This is a genomic window from Bradyrhizobium sp., assembly GCF_030646015.1.
Classification (GTDB): Bacteria; Pseudomonadota; Alphaproteobacteria; order Rhizobiales; family Xanthobacteraceae; genus Bradyrhizobium.
In genome coordinates, this window is record NZ_JAUSLT010000194.1 from 49,120 (window position 1) to 73,158 (window position 24,039).

18 protein-coding genes are annotated in these 24,039 nt (G+C 64.2%); 6 read left to right on the forward strand and 12 right to left on the reverse strand.

Annotated features, from left to right (window positions below; all coding sequences use genetic code 11):
* Positions 1-5: 5 nt before the first annotated feature.
* The gene (locus Q7T45_RS27650; RefSeq protein ID WP_304875244.1) at positions 6-764 is read right to left on the reverse strand and encodes a trypsin-like serine protease; all 759 of its coding nucleotides are present in this window, start codon (positions 762-764) and stop codon (positions 6-8) included.
* An 11-nt stretch (positions 765-775) separates the two neighbouring features.
* A complete protein-coding gene (locus tag Q7T45_RS27655) occupies positions 776-1,714 on the reverse strand; it encodes a hypothetical protein (protein ID WP_304875245.1) in 939 nt (312 codons plus the stop codon).
* Positions 1,715-1,863: 149 nt separating this feature from the next.
* Here Q7T45_RS27655 and Q7T45_RS27660 point away from each other — a divergent pair, with 149 nt between their 5' ends.
* Positions 1,864-2,499 carry an HAD-IA family hydrolase gene (locus Q7T45_RS27660; RefSeq protein WP_304875246.1) on the forward strand — a complete coding sequence of 212 codons (636 nt, stop codon included), beginning with the start codon at positions 1,864-1,866 and terminating at the stop codon, positions 2,497-2,499.
* A 9-nt stretch (positions 2,500-2,508) separates the two neighbouring features.
* Here the strand turns inward: Q7T45_RS27660 and Q7T45_RS27665 are convergent, their stop codons facing one another.
* From Q7T45_RS27665 to Q7T45_RS27680, 4 genes are read right to left on the reverse strand one after another with little or no spacing between them, the layout of a single operon-like run.
* Positions 2,509-4,740, reverse strand: a complete 2,232-nt coding sequence (locus Q7T45_RS27665; RefSeq protein WP_304875248.1) for an SLC26A/SulP transporter family protein — start codon at positions 4,738-4,740, stop codon at positions 2,509-2,511.
* Positions 4,737-6,791 carry a bifunctional aldolase/short-chain dehydrogenase gene (locus Q7T45_RS27670; protein ID WP_304875250.1) on the reverse strand — a complete coding sequence of 685 codons (2,055 nt, stop codon included), beginning with the start codon at positions 6,789-6,791 and terminating at the stop codon, positions 4,737-4,739. Before Q7T45_RS27670 ends, Q7T45_RS27665 begins: the two co-directional genes overlap by 4 nt.
* Positions 6,792-6,807: 16 nt before the next feature.
* Positions 6,808-7,917, reverse strand: coding sequence for an S-methyl-5-thioribose-1-phosphate isomerase (gene mtnA / locus Q7T45_RS27675; RefSeq protein ID WP_304875252.1), 1,110 nt, complete (start codon positions 7,915-7,917; stop codon positions 6,808-6,810).
* 25 nt (positions 7,918-7,942) lie between these two features.
* Entirely contained in the window at positions 7,943-8,818 is an 876-nt protein-coding gene (locus Q7T45_RS27680) for an S-methyl-5'-thioadenosine phosphorylase (RefSeq protein ID WP_304875253.1), read from the reverse strand.
* 203 nt (positions 8,819-9,021) lie between these two features.
* On the opposite strand from Q7T45_RS27680, the gene Q7T45_RS27685 reads away from it, so the two are divergent.
* Positions 9,022-9,354, forward strand: coding sequence for a cytochrome c (locus Q7T45_RS27685; protein WP_304875255.1), 333 nt, complete (start codon positions 9,022-9,024; stop codon positions 9,352-9,354).
* A gap of 182 nt (positions 9,355-9,536) precedes the next feature.
* On the forward strand, positions 9,537-11,396 hold the full coding sequence (gene recQ, locus Q7T45_RS27690) for a DNA helicase RecQ (protein ID WP_304875279.1): 1,860 nt from the start codon (positions 9,537-9,539) through the stop codon (positions 11,394-11,396).
* A 233-nt stretch (positions 11,397-11,629) separates the two neighbouring features.
* Here recQ and Q7T45_RS27695 read toward each other — a convergent pair whose 3' ends face one another.
* Positions 11,630-12,760: a hypothetical protein gene (locus Q7T45_RS27695; protein WP_304875256.1), complete on the reverse strand. Its 1,131-nt coding sequence runs from the start codon at positions 12,758-12,760 to the stop codon at positions 11,630-11,632.
* Between the two features lie 310 nt (positions 12,761-13,070).
* Here Q7T45_RS27695 and Q7T45_RS27700 point away from each other — a divergent pair, with 310 nt between their 5' ends.
* On the forward strand, positions 13,071-15,143 hold the full coding sequence (locus tag Q7T45_RS27700; protein ID WP_304875257.1) for an ATP-dependent helicase: 2,073 nt from the start codon (positions 13,071-13,073) through the stop codon (positions 15,141-15,143).
* 15 nt (positions 15,144-15,158) lie between these two features.
* Here Q7T45_RS27700 and Q7T45_RS27705 read toward each other — a convergent pair whose 3' ends face one another.
* On the reverse strand, positions 15,159-16,121 hold the full coding sequence (locus Q7T45_RS27705; RefSeq protein ID WP_304875259.1) for an alpha/beta hydrolase: 963 nt from the start codon (positions 16,119-16,121) through the stop codon (positions 15,159-15,161).
* 185 nt (positions 16,122-16,306) lie between these two features.
* Between Q7T45_RS27705 and Q7T45_RS27710 the strand changes: the two genes are divergently transcribed.
* Positions 16,307-18,058 carry an NAD(P)/FAD-dependent oxidoreductase gene (locus Q7T45_RS27710; protein WP_304875260.1) on the forward strand — a complete coding sequence of 584 codons (1,752 nt, stop codon included), beginning with the start codon at positions 16,307-16,309 and terminating at the stop codon, positions 18,056-18,058.
* A gap of 54 nt (positions 18,059-18,112) precedes the next feature.
* Here the strand turns inward: Q7T45_RS27710 and Q7T45_RS27715 are convergent, their stop codons facing one another.
* Positions 18,113-19,087: a hypothetical protein gene (locus tag Q7T45_RS27715; RefSeq protein WP_304875261.1), complete on the reverse strand. Its 975-nt coding sequence runs from the start codon at positions 19,085-19,087 to the stop codon at positions 18,113-18,115.
* A gap of 62 nt (positions 19,088-19,149) precedes the next feature.
* Positions 19,150-20,379: an MBL fold metallo-hydrolase gene (locus Q7T45_RS27720; protein ID WP_304875262.1), complete on the reverse strand. Its 1,230-nt coding sequence runs from the start codon at positions 20,377-20,379 to the stop codon at positions 19,150-19,152.
* 288 nt (positions 20,380-20,667) lie between these two features.
* On the opposite strand from Q7T45_RS27720, the gene Q7T45_RS27725 reads away from it, so the two are divergent.
* On the forward strand, positions 20,668-21,372 hold the full coding sequence (locus Q7T45_RS27725; RefSeq protein WP_304875263.1) for a metallophosphoesterase family protein: 705 nt from the start codon (positions 20,668-20,670) through the stop codon (positions 21,370-21,372).
* A gap of 57 nt (positions 21,373-21,429) precedes the next feature.
* On the opposite strand, the gene Q7T45_RS27730 is transcribed toward Q7T45_RS27725, so the two are convergent.
* Together Q7T45_RS27730 and Q7T45_RS27735 are read right to left on the reverse strand one after the other, a co-directional pair.
* A complete protein-coding gene (locus Q7T45_RS27730; RefSeq protein WP_304875264.1) occupies positions 21,430-22,392 on the reverse strand; it encodes a tripartite tricarboxylate transporter substrate-binding protein in 963 nt (320 codons plus the stop codon).
* 231 nt (positions 22,393-22,623) lie between these two features.
* A complete protein-coding gene (locus tag Q7T45_RS27735) occupies positions 22,624-23,883 on the reverse strand; it encodes an MFS transporter (protein WP_304875266.1) in 1,260 nt (419 codons plus the stop codon).
* Between the last annotated feature and the right edge of the window lie 156 nt (positions 23,884-24,039).

Sequence of the window (24,039 nt, forward strand, 5' to 3'; positions counted from 1 at the left end):
CAAACTCACAACGCTGAACCCCATTGCCGCGCGGTCTGCAGGATCCAGTCGCGGTACAGCGTCAGTGGCGTGACGCCGGTCATGCCGCCGCAGCCGGCGGTGCCGTTCGGCCCGGTCGACCAGCTGACGACGCCGACGATAGCAGGACCACCTGGCTTGTCTTCGAACACCGGACCGCCGGAATCGCCGGTGCAGGCGCCGAGCCCATCGCGCGTCCCCTGGCCTACGGGATCGACGAGGCGAATTTGCAGCGTGCCGGGCTTGCCGGTCGCGATGAGACCCGCGACACGATTGGTGCCGCCGCTCTTGCCGTCGCCGCGGACGGTGACGCCGATGCCGGCGATGGTGAAGCGGCTGCCGGCCAGAATTGGAATCTGCGGCGCGCCGACGACCGATGCAATCTTGCCCTTGAGCGGGGCGTCGAGCCGCAGCAGCGCGACGTCGGCGGTGGCGCGGTGCGCCGCCATCGCCTGCATGCTGAAACCGGGGTGGATCGCGACGCTGCTCACGTCCTGCAATTGCGGTTGCCGGTCCGCGCCATATTCAACGATCTTGTAGGTGGCCCCGGGCTGCACGCAATGCGCCGCCGTCAGAACCAGCTTCGGCGCAATCAAGGCGCCGGTACAGAAGTTACCGCGCGAGCCGACGATGGTGACGACGGAGCGGCCGACACCATCGGCCGACGGTGCGCCGCCGCCAACGATCGCTTGGGCGGGCGTGGCAAGCAGCGCCAGGCTCGCGACCATTCGAGAAAGAAGCTTCATCGCCGCACACGTCACGCGTAGAGCCCGGCATGTTCCTGGGTGTACGATGCGTAGGAATCCTTGATGCTGGCGAGGTTGAGCAGCATGGTGGCGACCGGCAAATCGTCCGACGCAAACACTGATGTCCGCACCCAAAGGCTCTCGGTCCGGCGGCTGCCGCTCAGGGCGACGACTTCCCGCTCGGTCTGATAGTCCTCACCGGCGAACAGTGGGCCCCGCAGCAGCCGGATCTCCTGATCGGCAAACAGGCCGACGGCCGGGCCCCTGACCGGCAGGCGATCCTCCCTGGCCCTGTATTGAAAGAGAACGCTGAGCATCTCGATCGGAATGATCTGACGGCCCCAGGGGTTGCCGGCACCGGTATAAAACGGGCTCGGCTCGGTGATCACCCTGAGCTTGTCGGCGAGCGAGAATGGATAGAGCTCGCCCATGTTCTGGTCGAGATCCATCCGGACGGTCTGGCGAGCGGTCTTCATGCCGACCTTGATGTCGCGCAGGATCACCGGGTCGGCCAGCGGTTTCAGCTCGGTCAGGCGCTGATCAAGTGCGGTTGGAGTCTTGTCGGAACCGACCGAAGCCGTGCCACGCAGCACCTCGGTGCCGTCACGCTTCACCATCTGGATCGCGCATTGCCTCGCTCCCGCGGCGGGCTTTGCCATGATGGCCTGCACCTCTTCGCCCTCGAAGGAGGGATTGCGGTAGTGCGCGGAGATGCATCCGGTCTCGAACCATGCATGGCCCCATACGCTCACGCACAGCGGCACGAACTGACTGAAATGCGTCGGCCCCTCGATGGTGCCGCCCTGGAATCCCAGTTTCTGCGCCGTCGCATCGTCGTGAATCGAGGCATGGGAATCATAGACCTGCGCATGCAGCATCTGATGCGGCCGGCGCCACGGTCCGGCGACGGCTTCGGGGGTCTCCGAGATGGCGGTGTCGAAGGCTTTCATGGGGTTCCTCGCGAGCAGGCAGCAGCCGCAACTTACAGGAAGGCGCGCGCGGCTCCAAATGACGCGGCGTGGCCACGCCGCCAGCAGGCTGGCCCTCACCGAGAAGCCGTGTTAGCCGTTCTCCAAATGTCGCGTTGCACAGGCGGGGAATGATGATCGAGGCGGTAATCTGGGATTTTGGCGGCGTGCTCACCACCTCGCCGTTCGAGGCGTTTGCGCGGTTCGAGACCGAGCGCGGGTTGCCCACCGATATCATCCGGCGCACCAACGCCGCCAATCATCTCGAAAACGCCTGGGCGAAATTCGAGCGCGCCGAGGTGGACATCGAAGCCTTCGACCAGTTGTTCGCCGCGGAATCGCTGGCGCTGGGCGCGGAGGTTCGCGGCCGCGAGGTGTTGCCGCTGCTGTCGGGCGATCTGCGCCCCGAAATGGTCGAGGCGCTGACACGGGTGAAAGCCCGGTTCAAGACCGGCTGCATCACCAACAATCTGCCCGCCAACGCGATCGGCAGCCACAGCGGCCGCTCGCTCTACGTCGCGGAGGTGATGGCGCTGTTCGATCACATCATCGAGTCCGCGAAGATCGGCCTGCGCAAGCCCGATCCCCGCATCTACCGGATGATGGTGGAAACACTCGGCGTCGATCCCGGGCGATGCGTCTATCTCGACGATCTCGGCGTCAACCTCAAGCCGGCGCGCGAGATGGGCATGACCACGATCAAGGTCCTCAATGCGCCGCAGGCCATCGCGGAACTGGAAGCCGCGACCGGGTTGGCGTTGCGATAGGCACGCCGCTCAGGTCTCCAGCTGCAGGATCGTCATGTTGGCGTGGCGAATCCGCACGCTCAGTTCACGCCCCAGGGCCGACAACAGCTTGATCGCGATATCAGGCTGCTCCCGGCACAGCACGCTGAACGACGCCTCGCTCAGGCCGAAGCCGGTGAGGTCTTCGTCGACCGTGATGGTGGCCGAGCGCGGCCCGCGGTCAAGCAGCGCCAACTCGCCGAGCACCGCGCCGGCGGCGAAGGTCACGAGCCTGATATCGCCGTCATCGTGCCGAAGATGCACGCTGGCACGGCCCTTGGTGACGAGGTAGAGCGACGAGCCGGGATCGCCGCGCCGGAAAATGACATGGCCTGCCGGCCACGCCACCGGCTCCAGCCAGCCGCGCAGTCGCTCGATCTGGTCGGGGGTGAAATCGCTCAGCAGCGGGAGGCGGTCGAGCGATAATTCGAGAGATTGCCCGGTTGCGGCATTCCGCAGCAGTTCGTCCTCCGCCCATTCGATGGCACGATCGATGTCGGGGAAAAACCGGTCGCCGTGAAAGATATCGGCGAGCCGCGCGGCGGTCTCGGTGCGGCCGGACAGAACAAGCGCCAGCTTGACGCCGCGCGCGGCAAGTGCCGCGTCGATATCGCCGAGGATGCGGGCGCCGGTGGAATCGATTTCGGTCACGCGGCGAAGTTCGAGCAACAGGGCTCTTGTACCCAGCGCGGTCTCGCTGTCAACGATCTGGGCGAGCCGCTCGGCCGTGCCGAAGAACAAGGCACCCTGCAGCTCGATGACCAGCACCGAAGTCCCCTGGACATGGAGCACTTCCAACTCGGCCGGATCGCGGTAACGCCGCGAGCGCACGGTGTCGCAGCGATAGAATCGCCTGATATTGGAGCGGCTCATACGCACCACGAACAGCAATACCGCCAGCACGATTCCGATGAACACCGCGAGCACGACATTGATCGCGATCGACAGCAGCGAGACGAACAGGGAAACGCCGAGATCGAGCGCGATGGCGCCGCGCTGCGGCGTGCCTGGCTTGATCAGGCGCGCGGCCAATTGTTTGGTCCAGGGATCGATGTGCTGGATCGCGACCACCATGATGACCGCCGAAAGCACCGCGCGCGGGATATAGCCGAGCACCGGAAACAGCAGCGTCGCCGCCGCCAGCACCGCCACGGCATTGACGACCACCGAAAGCCAGCTGCGGCCGCCGAAGGCGCGGTTGGCGAGACTGGGGCCGATATTGATGCCGTTGGTGATGCCGCCGAAACCGGCTGAAATCGCATTGGCGATACCGAGCCGCACCAGCAGGCGATCGTCGCCGGCCCTGATCTCGCCGGGCTGGCTGGTTAGCTTGGCGCACAACAGCGCGTCGATCGACGCGATCACCGCCAGCGCCAGCGCACCTGACAGGATCACCGACGCCGACTGCGCCAATGGAGCAACCATCGGCAACCCCGAAAAGTCCACCAGCACGGTGCGCATCGCGGCACTCGCGGTCAGCGGGCCGATCACCGGGCCCAGCATGTCACCGAGGCCGAAAAGCACGATGGCATAATAGGCGACCGTGCCGCAGCCGAGGCCGACCAGCACCGGCGGCACCCTGGTCGAGATCCGGCGCGCATTCCACATCGCCGCGAAAGTCAACGCGGCGACCACCAGACTGAGCGGCTGCGCCTCGCCGATCGCCGCGAACACGCGGGTAAAGGAAATGTTGTGATCGAAGCCCAGCACGTTGCCGAGTTGCACCAGAAACAACAGCACCGCGGCCATGTTCTGGAAGCCCGCCATCACGGGATGCGGTGCGAATTTTATCAACGAGCCCAGCCGCAAGATTCCGAACAGCGCCTGCAACAGGCCGCCGAGCAGGATGATGGCAAAGAACACCAGCAGTGTGGCGGAGACGCTGGGTGCCGCGCTCGCTAGGGGATCGCGTTGCAACAGCGAAAACAGCAGCAGGCCGAGAAAGAATGTCGTGGTGATGCGCGGCGCATAGATGCGCGTCGAACGGTCGCCGAGCAGCACGCTGACGAAGCCTGCGATCACCGCCGAGATCAGGCCCGCCATCGCGCCATAGGCGAAATATTCATCGCCCAGCGTGACGAAGGCGAACATGCCGAACGCCATCGCCAAGGGAATGGCGACCGTCGACGAAACCAGCCCGGCGATGATGTCGCTGCGCGCCGTCGCGACGCCGGGGATCGGTGCAGGCGGCGCGGCCGGTGTTGAATCCGGACTGGCCGTCATCGCAGCGCAGCGGCGATGTTGCCGCCGTCGACGGTGGTGACGTCGGCGGTGGTTTTCAGCGCCAGCGCCTGGGCCAGGAAGGCCTGTGCCACGTCTTCGGCCGCCACTTCGCGGCCGAGCAGGTTGCCGCGCATATAGGCCTGCTCGCTCACCCCCCGAAGCTTCGAGCGCGACGCGATCATCTCTTCGGTCAACAACCCCGAGCGGATCCGGTCGGCATTGACGGCATTGGCGCGAATACCCTCATTGCCGTAATCGAGCGCGTATTGCCGCACCAGAAACAAGGTCGCCGCCTTCGGCAACCCGTAGGGGCCGAAATCGGGCCCGGGATTGACGGCCTGCTTGGACACATTGAACAGCAGGCAGCCGCCGGTGCCCTGCATCCGCATGATTTTCACCGCGGCCTGCGCGACGCGCTGATGGCCGTAGAAGTTCAGTTCAAAACTCTCGCGCAGCACGGCCTCGTCGACCTCGCCGATCCGCCCCTGCCAGGCGGCGCCGGCATTCGATATGGATATGTCGACCCCGCCGAACACGGCGGCGACCTGTGCGAAGGCCTCCCGCACCGACGCGGCGTCGGTGACGTCGCATTTGAGCCCGATCGCGGCGCCGCCGATTTCCTTGGCTCGTGTCTTCACAGCGGCCTCATCGACATCGAGCAGTGCGACTTCGGCGCCGGACGCCGCGAACGCCTTTGCCGTTGCGAATCCGATGGAACCCGCGGCGCCGGTGATGGCGACAACCTGCCCCGCCAGCGGCAACTCTTTCGCGCCGCCGAGCTTCGCCTGCTCCAGCGACCAGTATTCGACATCGAACAGATCGGCTTCCGGCAGCGGCTCGAAGCGGCCGACCGCTTCCGCGTCGGTGATGGTGGCAATCGCGGCTTCGGCGAGGTCGGCGGCGACGCGAGCGTCCTTCTTGCTGCGGCCGAGCCCGAACAGGCCGACACCCGGCACCAGCACCACGCGGGGCGAGGTATCGAGCATGGTCTTGATCCCGCCGACACGGGCGTTGTTGCGGGCAAAATAGTCCTTGTAGGCTTCGCCGTAGGCCGCAACGGCATCGCGGACCGCGTTTCTGAAGCCGGCGAGATCGCCGTCTTCGGGCGCGGCGACCACCAGCGGCTTGTTCTTGATGCGAATGTTGTGATCCGGCGTCACCACGCCGGCCTGGCCATAGCGCGCCACGTCCGTGCCGTTGACAAAATTCATCACCGCGTCGCCACCGCGAAAATCCAGCACAAAGCGCTTCCAGGCGCCGTCGCTCCTGCTGTCGGGCAGGCTGCAGGCGCCGCGCACGATCGGCGCCACGTCGGCGAGCCGCGCCGGGTGCGCCGGCAGTCTTGCACTGACGAAAGCTTGCTTGCGATTTTTCGCCAGCCGCTCTTCCGCCAAACTCACCAGCGCGATCATGCGCTCATAGGCCTCCCGCGCGTCAGCGCCAAAACTGAAGATGCCGTGCTTGACCAGGACCAGGCCTTCGACCGAGGGATCCGCGTCGAACACCTGCGCCGCCGCTTTGGCGAGGCCAAAGCCGGGCATGATGTAGGGGACGTAGCCCACCCGCTTGCCGTAAACCTCGCGGCACAGGGCTTCGCCATCGGGCTGGTCGGTGAGGGCGAGCACCGCCGTCGAATGGGTGTGGTCGACGAATTTGTGCGGAATGAAGGCGTGCAGCAGCGCCTCGACGGAAGGATTCGGCGCCATCGGGTCGATCAGATTGGCGCGCTGCAGCTGCACCATCTCCTCGTCGGACAATTTTTCGCGGGCGCGGAGTTTGACCAGCGGCGCGAGCCGCACCGCCGGCAGGCCTTGCGGCTCGATCGAGCCCATGTCCCAGCCGGAGCCCTTGACGCACCGCACGTCGACGGTCTCGCCGTTGAGATCGCCAAGCTGCGATTTCCCCGAGGTATTGCCGCCGCCGGGCAGCACCCGCCGCGGATCCTGCCCCAGCAGACGCGTGGTATAGACCCTGAGCGCCACGTCGCGGCCGAGCTTGGCATAGCGGGCAATCGCCGCATCGGCATCGCGATCGATCCAGGCACTCTGCATGCACTTCTTTCCTTCGCTATTCGGCTGCGGCCGCTATCCGTTCGGGAAATGCCGTCGCTAGCGCAGCTCGATCGGGCTTGAGTACGCCGCGCTCGGTGATCAACCCCGTCACCAGCCGCGCCGGCGTCACATCGAAGGCATAATTCGCCACCGGCGATCCCTCGGGCACGATGCGTACGGTCTCGATCCTGCCGTCGGCGGTCCGCCCGGTCATGTGCGTCACTTCCTCGGGCCCGCGCTGTTCGATCGGAATTTCCCTCACTCCATCATAGACAGTGAAATCGATGGTCGGCGAAGGCAGCGCCACATAGAACGGCACGCCATTGTCGTGGGCGGCGAGCGCCTTGAGGTAAGTGCCGATCTTGTTGCAGACGTCTCCATTCGCGGTGACCCGGTCGGTGCCCGTGATCACGAGATCGACCATGCCGTGCTGCATCAGGTGACCGCCGGTGTTGTCGGGAATGACCGTGTGCGGCACGCCGTGATGGCCGAGTTCCCATGATGTCAGCGAGGCGCCCTGATTGCGCGGGCGGGTCTCATCGACCCAGACATGGACGGCAACACCGCGGTCGTGCGCCAGATAGATCGGCGCGGTGGCAGTGCCCCAATCAACCGTCGCCAGCCAGCCGGCATTGCAATGGGTCAGCAGGTTGACCCGCTCGCCCGGCTTCTTGCGCGCGGCGATCGCCTCGATCAGGCCAAGGCCGTGCCGGCCGATACCCTTGTTGATGACAATGTCTTCCTCGGCAATTTCACCGGCGAAGGAATAGGCCGCCACCGTTCGTTCCGATGCCGGCAACGGCCACAGCATCGAGCGCATGGCGTCGAGCGCCCATTTCAGGTTGATCGCGGTCGGCCGCGTCGCCATCAGCGTTTTGTGGGCCCGATCGAGCGCGGCGTCGGACGCATCTGCCCGCATCGCCAGCGCCATGCCATAGGCGGCAGTCGCGCCGATCAATGGCGCGCCGCGCACCAGCATCGAGCGGATGGCATCGGCGGCGGCATCGCAGTCCGTCAGCCGGACCACGACGAAATCATGCGGCAGCCGCCGCTGGTCGATCGCGCTGACCGACCAGCCGTCGCTCTCGAGCCAGATGCTCCTGACGTGCCTGTCTCCGACCTTCATGGCGCGCCCATCGTCAGGATGAACCTCATACCCGCAAAATCCGTCCCGCCACCGCATCGAGCTTTTTCAGGAGCTCCGGATCGCGCGCTTCCGGCGCGGTGATCAAGGCCGTGTCGAGTGCCCGGTCGGAACCGACAGGGCACGGCTCGTGCTCCCTCGGAAACTCGCCGGCGAGCCGCGCCACCAGCGCCTTCGCCTTGTCGGCGTTGGTGCTCAACACCCGGATGATGTCCTGGACCGATACCGCATCATGATCGGGATGCCAGCAATCGAAATCGGTCACCATGGCGACCGTCGCGTAGCAGATCTCGGCCTCGCGGGCGAGCTTGGCCTCCGGCATGTTGGTCATGCCGATCACGGCATAGCCCAGATTCTTGTAGGTCATGCTTTCGGCGTAGCTGGAGAATTGCGGCCCCTCCATGCAGACATAGGTGCCGCCGCGCGCGAACGCGATGCCCTCGGCCTCGGCGGCGGCGGCCAGATGGATGCGCAGCCGTGGCGACACCGGATGCGCCATCGAGACATGGGCGACGCAACCTCTGCCGAAAAACGAACTCTCGCGCTTGTGGGTACGGTCGACGAACTGGTCGACCAGCACGAAGGTGCCGGGCGGCAGATCCTCCTTGAAGGAGCCGCAGGCCGACAGCGAGATCAGGTCGGTGACACCGGCCCGCTTCAGCACGTCGATATTGGCGCGGTAGTTGATGTCGGAGGGCGACAGCCGGTGGCCCTTGTCGTGGCGCGGCAGGAACACGATCGGAAGCCCGGCGATGCTGCCGCGGCGCACCGGCGCGGACGGCTCGCCCCACGGGCTCTGGATCGCCTCCTCGCGTGCGTTCTCCAGTCCCGGCAGATCATAGATGCCGGAGCCGCCGATAATGCCCAGAATCGCCTTCGTCATGATTTCCCTTCGCCTCGCTGGTCGCGCCAATCGGCACGCCGGCGAAGCGCTCACAACCGTATGGCATCCGCAATATCGAGCATTTTGAGGGGCTTGTCGACCATTCGCCCCGATGGGTTTGGCGCCATGATCACCACGTGGGCATTCGGAGCTACGGTTGCGCGACACTTGGTGCTAACTTGCCGGCAACACAGGGAACGGCCATGAACAGGATTTGCCTCGCACTCTTGATGATCGGCGCGTGGAGCGAGGCTGGTCATGCCCTCGATCGCGAGCAGCGACACGGCAAGGCGCTGCTCGAAACAGAGTGCGCGCGCTGTCACGCCGTCGGCAAAACGGGCCGAAGCCCTCTCAACGAGGCTCCGCCGTTTCGGACGTTTGGCGACAAGCTTTACGACACCGACTTCGAACAACGATTGCAGGACGGCCTGACCACCATTCATCCCGGCATGCCGACCTTCCGCTTTAGCCGGGACGATGCCGAAGCTGTGGTCAACTATCTCAAGGCCATTCAGTCACGCAAGAAGCCCAAATAGCTGTGCGGCAGCGCCTTATCCACGACGCCGGATGCGATAGGCTTGGTCGGCGCGGCCGGTCGAGACAGGCAAAAGGCGGGCTTTTCGTCAGCTGCCGGCTAATATTTGCCCTGAAATGATCGGGAAGTGGGTATGTAGGGCACCCCGAATCGGACGATTGTAACCGCATGCCTCCTCCCGCCATGGCCGCCTCTCCCGATCGCCCCACAGACTTCAGGGGCGATGCGCTCTCGGTGCTGAACCACGTGTTTGGTCTGCCCGGCTTTCGCGGCGCGCAGGAAGAAATCGTGCGGCACGTCACGGGCGGCGGCAATTGCCTGGTGCTGATGCCGACCGGCGGCGGCAAGTCGCTGTGCTATCAATTGCCTTCCCTGTTGCGAAAGGGCTGCGGCATCGTGGTCTCGCCGCTGATCGCGCTAATGCGCGACCAGGTCGCCGGCCTGCTCGAGGCCGGCGTCAAGGCGGCGGTGCTGAATTCGACGCTGTCCTATGAGGAGGCGGACGCGGTCGAGGCGCGGCTGCTGGCCGACGATCTCGACCTGCTCTATGTCGCGCCGGAGCGGCTGGTGACGCCCCGATGCCTTAATCTGCTCAGCCGCGCCGACATCGCCTTGTTCGCGATCGACGAGGCGCATTGCGTGTCGCAATGGGGGCATGACTTTCGCCCGGAATATATCGGTCTGTCCGTCATCGCCGAACGCTTTCCAAATGTGCCGCGCATCGCGCTGACCGCCACCGCCGACGACCTCACCCGGAAGGAGATCGTCGACCGGCTCGGGCTGAACAACGCGCCGAGCTTTGTCGCGAGCTTCGACCGCCCCAACATCCGCTACGAGATCGTCGACAAGCAGAACGCGCAGACCCAGCTGAAAGCCTTCATCGCCGAGCGCCATGCCGGCGACGCCGGCATCGTCTATTGCCTGTCGCGCGCCAAGGTCGAGGACACCGCGACCGCGCTGAACAAGGCCGGTGTGGAGGCACTGCCCTATCACGCCGGCCTCGACGCCGGCACGCGGGCCCGCAATCAGGACCGCTTCATCAACGAGGACGGCATCGTGATCGTCGCCACGGTGGCGTTCGGCATGGGGATCGACAAGCCCGACGTGCGCTTCGTCGCGCATCTCGATCTGCCGAAAAGCATCGAGGCCTATTATCAGGAGACCGGGCGCGCCGGGCGCGACGGCAAGCCGTCCAGCGCCTGGATGGCCTATGGCCTGTCGGATATCGTGCAGCAGCGCCGCATGATCGACGAATCCACCGGCGCCGAGGCGTTCAAGCGGGTGTCGATCGGAAAACTGGACGCGCTGGTCAGCCTGGCCGAAACCGCGAACTGCCGGCGCAGCCGCCTGCTGGGCTATTTCGGCGAGACACCGGCGGCGGCCAAATGCGGCAATTGCGACAACTGCCTGTCGCCGCCGCTGGTGCGCGACGGCAAGGTGGCCGCGCAAAAACTGTTGTCCTGCGCCTATCGCACCGGACAGCGTTTCGGCGCCATGCACCTGATCGATATTCTGGTCGGCCGCCTGACCGAACGCGTCACCCAGTTCGGACACGACAAACTGTCGGTATTCGGGATCGGCGCCGACCTCAACGAAAAGCAGTGGCGTGGCGTGATCCGCCAGCTGGTCGCGATGGGCCATCTGGCGCCTGATACCGAGGCCTTTGGCGCATTGAAACTGACGGAATCCGCGCGCGGCGTGTTGAAGGGCGAGACCGAGGTAATGCTGCGCGAGCAGGTCGCCGGCGCCCGCGTCCGCGCCGTCAGGACGAAATCAAGACGCGGCGATATCGCGCCGCAAATCGCCGGCTCCGGCGGAGCCGCCAATCCGGACCTGGTCGGCGCACTCCGGGCGTGGCGTTCCGAAGTGGCGCGCATCCGCGGCGTGCCGGCCTATGTCGTGCTGCACGACGCCACCATCGACGGCATCGCCACCTCGCGCCCGACCACGCATGCCGGGCTTCGCAACATCCCCGGCATCGGCGACAAGAAGCTCGAACATTACGGCGACGAACTGATCGCGCTGGTGAAGGCGGCGAATTAGTTCAGTGCGCTTTTCTTCTCCCCTCCCCCCGCGAAGCGGTGGGGAGGGGTCGGGGGTGGGGGGTACTTCAGCGGATTCGCTGTCAGGCATACTGACCGCAGCATCGGCGATCACCGTACTTCTGACACCGAATTTGCCGCGCTACCCCCCACCCCCGACCCCTCCCCGCCACGCGCAAGGGCGCGTGGAGGGAGGGGAGCGAAGCATCGCCCCGATGGCGCACAGCTAGCTACTCAGTTGGTCTCGGCGCCGGCCGGAGCCGCCGAGCCGGGCGAGGCGAGGATGCTGAGCGCGACTTCGCCGACCGGAAGCGGATCCGCCTTGCGGTCGGCACCGAGAGCCAGGTCCATGGTGAAGGCCCCGAGTTCGCACATCACCTGCGACGCGACGTCTCCGGCGCCGGTGAATTCGTGAGCAAAATATTCGAACTGGGAGCGCACCTGGCGCAGCGTCGCCCTTGGCACCAGCACGTCGGCTTCTCCGACCGGAAGGATTCGTTCGCCCGGCGGCATCACGCGTGACTGCGCCTCTGCTTCCGACCCGGGCATTGCGGGAGTCGAACGTCCGGCGTTGTCCTGGGGCTCATTGGTCTGGTTCTTGAGATCGGCAATGCGGTCGAACGCCGAGCGAATTTCGTCGCGTTTGGCCTCGAGGGCTGAAACCTTCGCTATCAGCGCGTCGCGCTCTCGCTCGGAGACCAGGCGAAGCGCCGCGAGTTCATCGCCGCTCACCTTGAGCCGGGCCGCCAAGTCGTGACGTTCGCCGGCAAAGCCGAGACGCAGCTCGGACAACGCCAGTTCATGCGCCTTCGACTGTTCCGCCAGTTGCTGGCGAAGCTGGTCCAGCTCCTCGCCGCGCCGCTCGACCACCGCCGCGAACCCCGCACGCTCGCCGTCGAAGGCCGCGGCCAACGTCGCGCGCTCGCGTTCAAATTCCGCGCGAAGCTCAGCCAGCGCCTGCTGATGCGACTGCGATGCCGCGGCGAGCTGATTTCGTTCACGCTCCAGCTCACTCTGAAGCTCGGATACTTCGGTTTCCCGCGCCTGCAGCGTCGCCCTCAGCGCTTCGCGTTCCCCAAGCGTCGAGGATATGACATTGAGGTGCCCATCGAGGTCATGCTTGAGCGCTTCGCATTCGGCTTCCAGCGCGTCGGTATGCTCAGCGATGGTTTCGTACTTGTACCGCCAGAGCTGTTCTTCATCCTGCGCCGCGGCCAGGCGGGCCGACAGGGTTTCGAGCCAAACGGCCGCATGGTGCAGAAAGTTCGCATTGTGCCCGACCGACATCATGTCGGCAAAGCGCCGGAGGAAATGCGCTGTCTCCGCGACATTGGGTGTTTCAGGCGTCATGGAGGTATCGGTCATGAAGCGTGCTTTCCTGAAGCGCCGGAGCGCCATCGCCAAAACTACGGGATCGCGCCCCCTGGACTTGATCGGGCGACCAGACCCGCGGGTGGTTCTCTAGATCGGCGGCGGCAGAAATAGGGCGTCGGCATCACATCGGTCAGTGTCTCTAGACGCGGATGTACGATTCGGCGAGGCCGATGGCGAAGGCGCAGCCTTCTCGACGATCGCCCGCGCGCTCGGGGGTTCCCCCGGACCTGGATCCTTGCCGCGCCATTGCGAACAAAGCGGGAATCAGTGACGGTCGAATCATCAGAAGGACGATTCGGACGTGCCAGTCGCGGCGAGCTACCTCGAAAGCCTCAATCCAGAGCAGCGCCGGGCCGTCGAGCACGGCGTTGTGCCCGGGCGTGACGGCGGGCCGGCTTCGCCCCTGCTGGTCATTGCCGGCGCCGGATCCGGCAAGACCAACACGCTGGCGCACCGGGTCGCCCATCTGATCGTCAACGGCGCCGATCCCAGGCGAATTCTGCTGATGACGTTTTCGCGGCGCGCCGCCGCCGAAATGAGCAAACGCGTCGAGCGCATCGCCCGAAAGGTGCTGGGCGACAAGGCCGGCGTCATGACCGACGCGCTGCAATGGGCCGGCACCTTTCACGGCATCGGCGCGCGGCTGCTGCGCGACTATTCGGATCAGATCGGGCTGGATCCCGCCTTCACCATCCATGATCGCGACGATTCCGCCGACCTGATCAACCTGATCCGGCACGAACTCGGATTCTCCAAAACCGCGAGCCGGTTTCCGACCAAGGGCACCTGTCTTTCGATCTACTCGCGATGCGTCAATGCCGAGGCGCCGATCGAGCAGGTGTTGGGCGGCTCATTCCCCTGGTGTTCTGGCTGGGCGGCCGAGCTGAAGGAATTATTCGCGGCCTATGTCGAAGCCAAGCAGAAGCAGAACGTGCTCGATTATGACGATCTCCTGCTCTACTGGGCGCAAACGATGAACGATGCCGGCCTTGCCGGCGATATCGGCGGCCGGTTCGACCACGTGCTGGTCGACGAGTACCAGGACACCAACCGGCTGCAATCCTCGATCCTGCTGGCGCTGAAGCCCGGTGGCCACGGGCTGACGGTGGTCGGTGACGACGCCCAGTCGATCTATTCGTTTCGCGCCGCCACCGTGCGCAACATTCTCGACTTCCCCGGCCAGTTCAGCCCGCCGGCCGACATCATCACGCTCGACCGCAATTATCGCTCGACCCAGACCATCCTCGCCGCCGCCAATGGCGTTATTGGCCTGGCCCGCGAACGCTTCACCAAGAACCTGTGGACCGACCGGACCTCTGATATCAAGCCCCAGCTGGTCAGCACCCGCGACGAAGCCGACCAGGCTCGCTGCATCGTCGAACGTGTGCTGGAGAACCGCGAATCCGGCACGCTCCTGAAACAGCAGGCCGTGCTGTTTCGAACCTCGAGCCATAGCGGGCCGCTGGAAATCGAACTGACCCGGCGCAACATCCCCTTCGTCAAGTTCGGCGGCCTGAAATTCCTCGATGCCGCGCACATCAAGGACATGCTGGCGCTGTTGCGGTTCGTCGAAAACCCGCGCGACCGCGTCGCCGGCTTCCGGTTGATGCATTTGATCCCGGGCGTCGGACCCGCCTCGGCGCAGAAGGTTCTCGATATCATGGCCGCGAGCGCCGATCCGATCGCGGCGCTCGGGCTGGCGCCCGCCCCTCCCCGCGCCGGCGACGACTGGACCAACTTCATCGGCGCCATCGTCGACATCAGCCGCTCCGGGTGGCCGGCCGACATCGAGCGCGCGCGGCTGTGGTATGAGCCGCATCTCGACCGCATCCACGAGGATGCCGAGACCCGCCGCGCCGACCTGATTCAGCTCGAGCAGATCGCCAGCTTCTATCCGTCGCGCGAACGCTTCCTCACCGAGCTGACGCTCGATCCGCCCGACGCGACCAGCGACCAGGCCGGCGTGCCGCTGCTCGATGAGGACTATCTGATCCTCTCGACCATCCATTCCGCCAAGGGCCAGGAATGGAAATCGGTCTACGTGCTCAACGTGGTCGACGGCTGCATGCCGTCCGACCTCGGCGCCGGAACGAGCGCGGAGCTGGAGGAGGAGCGACGGCTGCTCTATGTCGCGATGACCCGGGCCAAAGACGATCTGCATCTGATGGTGCCGCAGCGCTTCTTCACCCACGGCCAGAGCGCGCAGGGCGACCGCCACGTTTATGCGTCGCGGACGCGCTTCATTCCGGACCGGCTGCTGCCTCTGTTCGAAAAGACGGTCTGGCCAAAGGCGGCGACCGGAGCCGCGGCGCGTTCCGCCACTGGCGGTCCGCGCATCGACGTCGGCGCTCGAATGCGCGGCATGTGGCGCTGACGCAAAGTTTTTGGCCTACGCACCCCGTTCCAGCATGGCCCTGAAATCGGCGCGGGCGCGTTGCGCCTCGCTTCGCGCTGTTTCCGAGGCATCGCCGAGACCGAAATAGCCGTGGATCAGGCCTGGGCCATGATGATATTTCGTGGTGACGCCGGCGGCGGCCAGCGCATCGGCATAGGCCTTGCCCTCGTCGCGCAGGGGGTCGAACCACGCCGTGCACACGGTCGCGGGTGCTACCCCCGCAAGGCTTTTGGCGCGCAGCGGCGAAACCCGCCAATCCGCGCCATGCCCGGCGTCTTCGAGATAATGGCCGCAAAACCATTCCATTACCGCACGCGACAGGAAATAGCCTTCGGCGTTTTCCGCGCGGGAGGCAAAGCGCGCGTTCTCCGTTGTATCCGCGAAGCCTCCGGCGACGTCGGTGACGGGATAGACCAGCAGTTGCGCGGCAAGCCCGATCCCGGCATCGCGGCAGGCGATCGCGACCGTCGCCGCCAGATTGCCGCCGGCGCTGTCGCCGGCCACGCCGACGCGGGCGCTGTCTGCGCCGAACTCGGCGATGCGCGCGACCACGTCGCGCACGGCGGCGAAGGCGTCCTCGAACGCGCCGGGAAAGCGCGTTTCCGGCGGTCGTCGGTAATCCACCGAGACCACCACGGCGCCGGTCTCGATCGCGAGCAGCCGGGCCTGCCGGTCATGGGTTTCGAGATCGCCGGCGACCCAGCCACCGCCGTGGAAAAACACCACGGTCGGGGCTTTCGCATCCGACATACGATAGACCCGCGCGGCAAGCGGCCCGGCCGGACCCTTCACTTCCGTATCGATGGCGCTCGCAACCGACGGCGGCGGAACCGCGGCGCGCGCAGCAGCGAGCGCGCGTAGCGCATCGCGGGCGCTTTGCGGCGTCATGGTCTCGGGATCACGCAGCGGCAGTTTTGGAATGATCTCGGCAATGACGGGATCGAGCGGTGTGATCATGGTGCCTCCCGGAAAGAAGTTTTGCGGCAGCATAGGTTCCGTTAGCGGCCCCGGCAACGCGGCAGCCGTGTCTACCGCCGCATGGGAGGCCACCGAAAACGACGAATTGAAAAAGGTCGTGGAGAATGCTGGGGTAGCGCTTCGCAAGGTCGCAACAAGCGGCCGGCCGGGAGACGACGCGCACCATGACTGCCAGCACAGCCCAAACCCGACCGGAGCGGCCCCTCGAAACGGAGACGGTTTTCGACGCCGTCATCGTCGGCGCGGGCTTTGCCGGGATGTACATGCTGCATCGGCTGCGCGGGCTCGGCTTTTCGGCGCGGGTGTTCGAGGCCGGCAGCGGCGTCGGCGGCACCTGGTACTGGAACCGGTATCCGGGCGCGCGCTGCGACGTCGAGAGCATGCAGTACTCCTTCTCATTCTCGGAGGAGCTGGACCAGGAGTGGAACTGGTCGGAGAAGTACGCGCCGCAGCCTGAAATCCTTGCTTACGCCAACCATGTTGCCGATCGGTTCGAGCTGCGCCGCGACATCGTGTTCGACACCCGTGTCACGGCGGCGACCTTCGACGAGAATGAAAAGTGCTGGCGCATCGAGACCGATCGCGGCGACAAGGTCTCGGCGAAATTCTGCATCATGGCGGTGGGCTGCCTGTCGGCGCCCAACCGTCCGGCATTCCCGGGCATGGCGGATTTCCGCGGGCCGATCTACCACACCGGCGAATGGCCGCACCAGGGAGTCGACTTCACGGGATTGCGCGTCGGCGTGATCGGCACCGGCTCCTCGGCGATCCAGTCGATCCCGATCATCGCGCAGCAGGCAGCTGACCTTACGGTATTTCAGCGCACCGCGACATGGTCGGTGCCGGCCCGCAACGAACATCTCACGCCGGAATATCTGCAGGCGGCCAAGGCCGAATATCCGGCGCTGCGCGCCAAGGCGCGCGGACGCCCGACCGGCTTCTATTTTCCCTTCAACATGAAGCCGGCGCTGGAGGCCGCCCCCGAGGAGCGCGAAAAGCTGTACGAGGAAGCCTGGCAACGCGGCGGCCTGCCGTTCCTCGGCGCCTTCGGGGATCTGTTGTTCGAGAAGGCCGCCAACGACACCATCGCCGATTTCGCCCGCCGCAAGATTCGTGAGATTGTGAAGGACCCGGCCACGGCCGATCTGTTGTGTCCGACCAACGTATTGGGCTGCAAGCGGCTCTGCGTCGATACCGCTTACTTCGAGACTTACAACCTGCCGCACGTCAAACTGATCGACGTTTCGAAAACGCCGATCGAACGCTTCACCGCCGATGGCATCGAGGTCGATGGCGTCGCCTATCCGCTGGACGCCGTGGTCTGCGCCACCGGCTTTGCCGCGATGACCGGATCGTTCGACAAGATCAGGATCACCGGCCGCGACGGTCTGACACTGGCCGAGAAATGGCGCGCCGGCCCCCGCGCCTATCTCGGGATTGCTTCAGCGGGCTTCCCGAACCTGTTCACGATCACCGGCCCCGGCAGTCCTTCGGTGCTGGCCAGCATGATCCAGGCGATCGAACAGCATGTCGACTGGATGGCGGACTGCATGGCCCATTTGCGCGACGTCGGGGCCGCCACCATCGAGCCGGTCCTTCAGGACGAGGACGCCTGGGTCGAGCACGTCACCGAGGTCTCGACGGTCTCGCTACGCTCGACCTGCAGCTCCTGGTACGTCGGCACCAACATCCCCGGCCGGCCCAGGGTGTTCATGCCCTATATCGGCGGCTTCCCGGTCTATGTGCAGAAATGCAACGAGGTGATGAGCGGCGGCTTCGAAGGCTTTGTCATCGAAGGCGCTGCGGCCAGCAACACCGAGCCGAAGGTGCGCTTGACCGAACGCTGGCGGGTGCCGATCGACATCGACGTCATCTCGCCGGCCGCGGTGGCCGCGCGGCGAGTGCCGGTGGTGTGAGAAGCGCGCCTCGTTGTTCGTGGCGAGAAACGGAACTCTCAACGCACGCCGCGTCTAATCTGCTCCTTTGGAATTGGTCAGACGCCCAACCCAATCCGAGAATGTATCGAGATCCATCATGCATGCTTCGTGCATCCCGTACCCGGCGAAATTGGCGACAAAGAAGCGGAGCTTGTAGCTCGTCGGTTCCTGAATCTGTTTGAGTATGTTCGAAAGTTCGCTGCTGCGCGGGTTAACGTTCGAAAGCAGGAATACGACTTCCGGTTTGTCTGTAAGAACGACCCCGCTATGTTTTTTGGCCCTGTTGAATCTGACGAGCCCCAGCCTATCGAGTTGATTGAACTGGTAGGCGATAATCTGGTTGAGGGAAGATCGAGTTCTCTCGTTGCTCAGGATATTATTCAGATCGGCGATATGGTCCGCAATTCCCGCCTTACCCACGAAGGCGTCCGTACCATATTTCATTTCTATGAACACCGGCGCGCAGCTGGAGCTGTTCTGACGATCCTTACTCAACCATTTCAGGCCGAGCATATCCAGCCGCGCCTTCTTCACGGCGCCATCGTCGGATTTGACATCCGTATCATATTCAATGTCCGTAATGAAGTATTCGGTGGGGGCCGCAAGTTTCGAACGATTGTTTTCCCAAGCAACAAGCTGTTGAAATTCGCGTTCGAATTTTGCGCTCTGCTCTGTAAGATAAAAATTCATGATCTCCTTCAGTACGGGAATCGCGTTCAGCCATTCCTTGCAATGGTCGGAGGTCTCGATCGTCGGCGGCACCTTTGGAATGGAATAAGGAGCGCCGGGCTTGGCGTAATTGCTATCAAAACCAGCGATATAGCTACATGAGCCGTTCCTGCGCGCGAGATGCAGAATGCGACCGCCACGATAGTAGATGTCGATCGAATCGTTCCGAAGTGCGAGCATCAGCGTGTCATCGGAACGGACTCTCTCTTTAAGGCCTCGCAGTATTCCTGTTTCCTCTGTCAAATCGTTCAGAAACCCATCGGAAATTCTTCTCATCATCAGGCTCTTTCAGTTACTTGAACGATTTCCTATTTGCGGGAATAACAACGCAATCGGCGCGGTCAGAAACCCGTCGCATCGGCATCGCGACCGCCCACGTTTATCCACTCGCCATCTTCATGAATTGAAACATTCTCGAACAGCGTCGGAAACTTCTCCCGCTCGAATGTATGAATCGGAATCAGCCGTTTCGGCGATACCGCCGCGGCAAGCCGCTTCAAATCCCCCGGACTGGCGTGCCCCGAGGTATGAATGACCTCGAACGGCATTCCGCGACGTTCGCAGTCGGCTTTCAGCGCCGCCCCCGGACTGCCGGCGCCGAGGTAACCGTCCCATTGCGACCAGAACACGCTGGCGCCCGCGAGCGCCCTGGCGCGATCGAGGTCGCGCATCATCCAGCCGCGAAACAGCATGACGGAGCGCGGCGCATGTTCCGCCAGCTGCTCGGGCCACAGGCGAAATCCCCGATAGCTACCCACGATCGACGCGATGTTCTTCTTCTTGAGCTGGATCCGCTGGCTCTGCGGGATGAACACCGCCAGGTTCGACCATCCTGGAGCGGGCTTCGGGATGCTGTCCTTGTCGGTCGCCTTCAGAACCTCCGCCGCGTAGGCATCCACGATCAGCGTACGCCCCGTCCGCTTGGCGGCGCGATATACCGTGACCACCCTGTCGATGTTTTGCGCGGAGCAAGCCACCAGGGCCAAGCCGGCGGTGTCCCTGAAGCGATCAACGAAGATTTCTTCCAGGGCGGCTTCCGAGGGGAACGATTGGTCATCGGCCAGGCGCCCCAGGCTGGAGCCTTCCATCAGCATGGTATCGATGTTCGGGGGCGGATGATTGATGAGCGCCTCGAACAGGCCGCCCTTGCGGCCGTGCGCCCTGAGATCGCCGGAATAAAATATCCGCTTGCCGCCCGCCTCGACTTCCATGGCGTAGGCATCGAAGCCGGAGTGATCGACCAAACGCGGCGTGATGACGAAAGGACCAACCTGAAGCGGTTTGCCATGCTCGAGATATTGCGCCGCATTCAAGGCGACCGCGTCCGGCACAAAGTCGGCCGCCGCCCGGATGATGCGCTCCGTCGCCTTCCCCATAACCAAGGGAACCCGATTGCCTGCCTTGGGCACCAGCCCCCAATGGTCCCGGTGGCCATGCGAAAGCACGATGGCGAGAAGGCCTGGATCCTCTCCGCTCAACCCCTTGACGTCAGGAAGCGGCGTGGACACCAGATCCGGCGCATTCAGGGGCAGCCCGAGGTCGAGCAGAATTCGGTGACCCGCGCTTTCCACTTCGATGCATGTGCCACCAATTTCCCGCGTTCCGCGATGAATTCTTACTCGCAATCAAAATCCCTAATTCCCTAGCGCCGAAAATCCCAATGCAGGCCGGAGGGTTGCCGCGACGATATTGCTTGCCGATCGACACGACAAGCAGCGCTTTGGTCGGCTTCCGGATCAGCATAGATTCAAACGACGCCCGAGAAATTTACACGTTATGGAATATTCCGGAAAAATATTTATCTCGCATTCGGCTGACCGGTCGTGTCACTTGACCGGAATTCGTTACGGACTCGCTCGATGGTCAATTCGGTTACAGTCGCCGTCGGCGACGTTCATGGTTGCTTTGACAAGCTGGAATCCGTCATTGCGGCATGCGACCTGTTGAGCGAGGGGGAAAAAGCACGTTTTGTCTTTCTTGGCGATTATATCGACCGCGGACCGGACGCCAGGAGGGTGATCGACTTCCTGATTGAAAATCAGCTCCACGAGCCGTCCCGCTTCATTTGTCTGCGCGGCAATCACGAGGCGATGCTGATCGCCGCCGCCGACGCGGACCGCTCGGACCGAGATCTGATGGATTGGTGGGCAAATGGCGGCGAACAGACCCTCGACAGCTACGGCATCAGCGATCCCGGCGCACTCCCTGCCGATCATCTGGCGTGGATGAAAGCGCTTCCACTGACGTTTTCCGATCGCAAACGGCTTTACGTGCACGCGGGAGTCCGGCCCGGCGTTTCCGTCGCGGACCAGTCCGAGAAGGACCTGCTCTGGATACGCGAGCCATTCCTGTCGTGCGACGACGACTACGGCGCGATGGTGGTTCACGGACACACCCCGACAAAGTCGGGATTGCCCGACCTGAGGTCCAATCGGCTGAATCTGGACACTGGAGCCTGTTTCGGCGGACCATTGACGGCCGCCCTCTTTACGCCGGCACGGTTTGCACCGAGCCTGTATTGCAATAGCCGCGGCGATTTCTGGCAGCCGCGCCCTCACGGATGAGACGGCGTGCCACCCGCAGCCCACCGGCGCGAAGACTGCCGCATCGCGGGCGAGGCCCTACTTCGCTTCGCTCGCCTTGATCCCCGAGCTTTCGACCAGCTTCGCCACCCGTGGCAGGTCGGAGGCGAACAGGCGGGCATGCGCTTCAGGCGTCAATTCGCTATCCGGGAATGGCAGGGTTCCGAGCTGCGTCAGCTTTTCCAGCAGGACCGGATCGGCCAGCGCCTTGCGCAGCGCCGCATTCAGCGTGCCGATGGCCTCCTTCGGCGTGCCCTTCGCGACATAGAGCCCATGCCACATCGTATAGCTGACCTCGGGCATGCCGAGCTCGGCGGTGGTCGGCACGTCCTTCAATTGCTCGAGCCGTTTCGGCGACGTAATGGCGATGCCGTGAAGCGTTCCGGCCTGAATCTGCGGCAGTGCGTTGGTCACCTGATCCCACAAAAGATCGATCTGCCCCGCCAGCAGATCGCCGATGGCCGGAGCTGACCCGCGATAGGCCACGACCGTCGGTTTGAAGCCGAGCACGTTGCCCATCATCACGGCGCACAAATGACTGTTCGTCCCGATACCGCCATGCGCGAAGTTCGCCTTGTCGCCCTGCGCCTTGATCCAGGCGACGAAATCCTTCGGCTCCTTACCTGGAATCGTCTTGCGGCCGATCAGGACCATCGGAGCGTTGTTGACGAGGCCGACCGGCTCGAATGCAGTTTTGGTATCGTAGCGCAGGTTGGTGAACAGGCTGGGCGCCGCCAGCAGCGCGACGTGATTGATCAGGATCGTGGAGCCGTCAGGCGTCGATCGGGCAACACGGTCATTGGCCAGCGTGCTGCCGCCACCGATCACGTTCTCGATGATGATGGTCTGGCCGAGCGCGCCCGACATCCGCTCGCCGATCAGGCGTGCGACGGTATCCGTGCCGCCACCGGCGGCGTAGGGGACCACCAGCGTCACGGTCCTGGAGGAGGATTGCGCGTGGGCCTGTGTCGCAAGCGCGGCAAGCAGGAGACCTGAACCCAACAGTGCGCGTCTGGAAATCCGATGGATCACGGCGGCATCCTCCCCAAGGTCTTCTTTTTATTGCGCCGCATTTTTGCGGACGTTCGCTCGCTCGCGACGCCATATCGCAGCAACCGCGTGTGGCATCACATGACTTCGGATCATGCTGATTGCACATCTGCAAATCAAGCATAAAGGTAGCGTAGCTCGCATCAGCGAAGAGACATCCGCGCCCCTGTATCTTCCGACGAGCTAGCTGACGGGATTCAACGATGGGCGCTGGTAGCGAAGCCACAGGACCGCGACGGCGGCTGCCAGCATCAAAAGCACGGAAAGCCAGTTGAGCGGCTGCCAACCCCAGCGATCCTGCAGAAAGCCCGCCATGAAGCTCGAAATTGCCGTGGTGCTGAAAACGAGCAGGTCGTTCAGCGCTTGCGCCTTGCCCCGCTCGTTCGGACGGTAGCACGTCGTGACCAGCGTGGTCGCGCCGACGAACAGGAAATTCCAGCCGACGCCATTGACGGCAAGCGCGATCCGGAAATTCCATTCGGCTGTGCCGCTGAGCGCCACCGCGACGCCGGCCAGCATGAGCACGACGCCCCAGGCCATCACCGTCGTGGTGCCGAACCGGTTGATCAGGTTGCCGGTGAAGAACGACGGCACGAACATGCCGAGGACATGCAGGAAGATAACCCAATGGGCTTCTGCGTGCGGATAGCCGCAGCCGACGATAGCCAGCGGCGATGCGCTCATCAGGAACGACATCGTGCCGAACGCCAGCATGCCGGCCATCGCCGACGCGATGAAGCGCGGCTGGCTGGCAATTTCCCACAGCGGCCGTGGCGGTGCGGCTTCCACCTCGCCTGCCGACGAGGCGGTCGCCGCGACCGACGGGAAGGTAATGAACGACATGATTGTGAAGACGATGGCATGCAGGCCGATGATGGCGGCATAGGTCGCAAGGTAAAGCGGCATCGCCAGATCGTGGGTCACACGCACGATGCTGGGGCCGATCACGGCAGCGGCCACGCCGCCGGCAGTCACCCACGAAATCGCCTTGGCGCGGTAATGAATCGGGACCAGTTCGGCCGCGGCGAAGCGGTACATCTGCAGGCAGGCCACCGCATAGCCCAGGACGAGGCCGCCGACACACATGACGAGGAAGTTGCCGGTATAGAGTCCGAGGCACATGACGCTTGCGCCCGTCATGCCGAACAACGAGCCGACGCGAAAGCCGATGCTGCGGCCGACCCGCTGCATCAGCAGCGCGGCCGGGAACACCCAGATCATCACGCCGATGTGCTGCATCGTCACCGGCAGGTTGGCGAGATCGGGGCGATGATAGAAGGTGATGACCGACAGCCCGGTCGCCGCGAACATCATGGTGTTGCAGGATTGGCCGACGGCCTGACAGCAGGCAAGGAGCAGGAGATTGCGATGGGCTCGCCGGTCCAGGCTTTGCGCCAGATCGGATTCCGGCTTGAGCCCGGATCGGGGGTTAAGTGCGTCCATTATTATTCTTGCCCAACGACCTCGGGAGCCGCCGTCCGGGACCGGAGCCCGGGAGGCGAGACGGCACGTTCTAGCAAAAACCGCCTCTCCTCAAGCCTGACGTGGAATATTTCTGCTGTTTCAGCCCACCTTTACGCTACGAACAACCTCGTTGAC

What these genes read in the sequence shown, in the direction of transcription:
- Q7T45_RS27680 (WP_304875253.1), bottom strand. Translation starts at nt 8,818, where the DNA reads ATGACGAAGGCGATTCTGGGCATTATCGGCGGCTCCGGCATCTATGAT.
- Q7T45_RS27695 (WP_304875256.1), bottom strand. Translation starts at nt 12,760, where the DNA reads ATGACCGATACCTCCATGACGCCTGAAACACCCAATGTCGCGGAGACA.
- Q7T45_RS27685 (WP_304875255.1), top strand. Translation starts at nt 9,022, where the DNA reads ATGAACAGGATTTGCCTCGCACTCTTGATGATCGGCGCGTGGAGCGAG.
- Q7T45_RS27650 (WP_304875244.1), bottom strand. Translation starts at nt 764, where the DNA reads ATGAAGCTTCTTTCTCGAATGGTCGCGAGCCTGGCGCTGCTTGCCACG.
- recQ (WP_304875279.1), top strand. Translation starts at nt 9,537, where the DNA reads ATGGCCGCCTCTCCCGATCGCCCCACAGACTTCAGGGGCGATGCGCTC.
- Q7T45_RS27735 (WP_304875266.1), bottom strand. Translation starts at nt 23,883, where the DNA reads ATGGACGCACTTAACCCCCGATCCGGGCTCAAGCCGGAATCCGATCTG.
- Q7T45_RS27670 (WP_304875250.1), bottom strand. Translation starts at nt 6,791, where the DNA reads ATGCAGAGTGCCTGGATCGATCGCGATGCCGATGCGGCGATTGCCCGC.
- Q7T45_RS27705 (WP_304875259.1), bottom strand. Translation starts at nt 16,121, where the DNA reads ATGATCACACCGCTCGATCCCGTCATTGCCGAGATCATTCCAAAACTG.
- Q7T45_RS27665 (WP_304875248.1), bottom strand. Translation starts at nt 4,740, where the DNA reads ATGACGGCCAGTCCGGATTCAACACCGGCCGCGCCGCCTGCACCGATC.
- mtnA (WP_304875252.1), bottom strand. Translation starts at nt 7,917, where the DNA reads ATGAAGGTCGGAGACAGGCACGTCAGGAGCATCTGGCTCGAGAGCGAC.
- Q7T45_RS27715 (WP_304875261.1), bottom strand. Translation starts at nt 19,087, where the DNA reads ATGATGAGAAGAATTTCCGATGGGTTTCTGAACGATTTGACAGAGGAA.
- Q7T45_RS27710 (WP_304875260.1), top strand. Translation starts at nt 16,307, where the DNA reads ATGACTGCCAGCACAGCCCAAACCCGACCGGAGCGGCCCCTCGAAACG.
- Q7T45_RS27725 (WP_304875263.1), top strand. Translation starts at nt 20,668, where the DNA reads ATGGTCAATTCGGTTACAGTCGCCGTCGGCGACGTTCATGGTTGCTTT.
- Q7T45_RS27660 (WP_304875246.1), top strand. Translation starts at nt 1,864, where the DNA reads ATGATGATCGAGGCGGTAATCTGGGATTTTGGCGGCGTGCTCACCACC.
- Q7T45_RS27655 (WP_304875245.1), bottom strand. Translation starts at nt 1,714, where the DNA reads ATGAAAGCCTTCGACACCGCCATCTCGGAGACCCCCGAAGCCGTCGCC.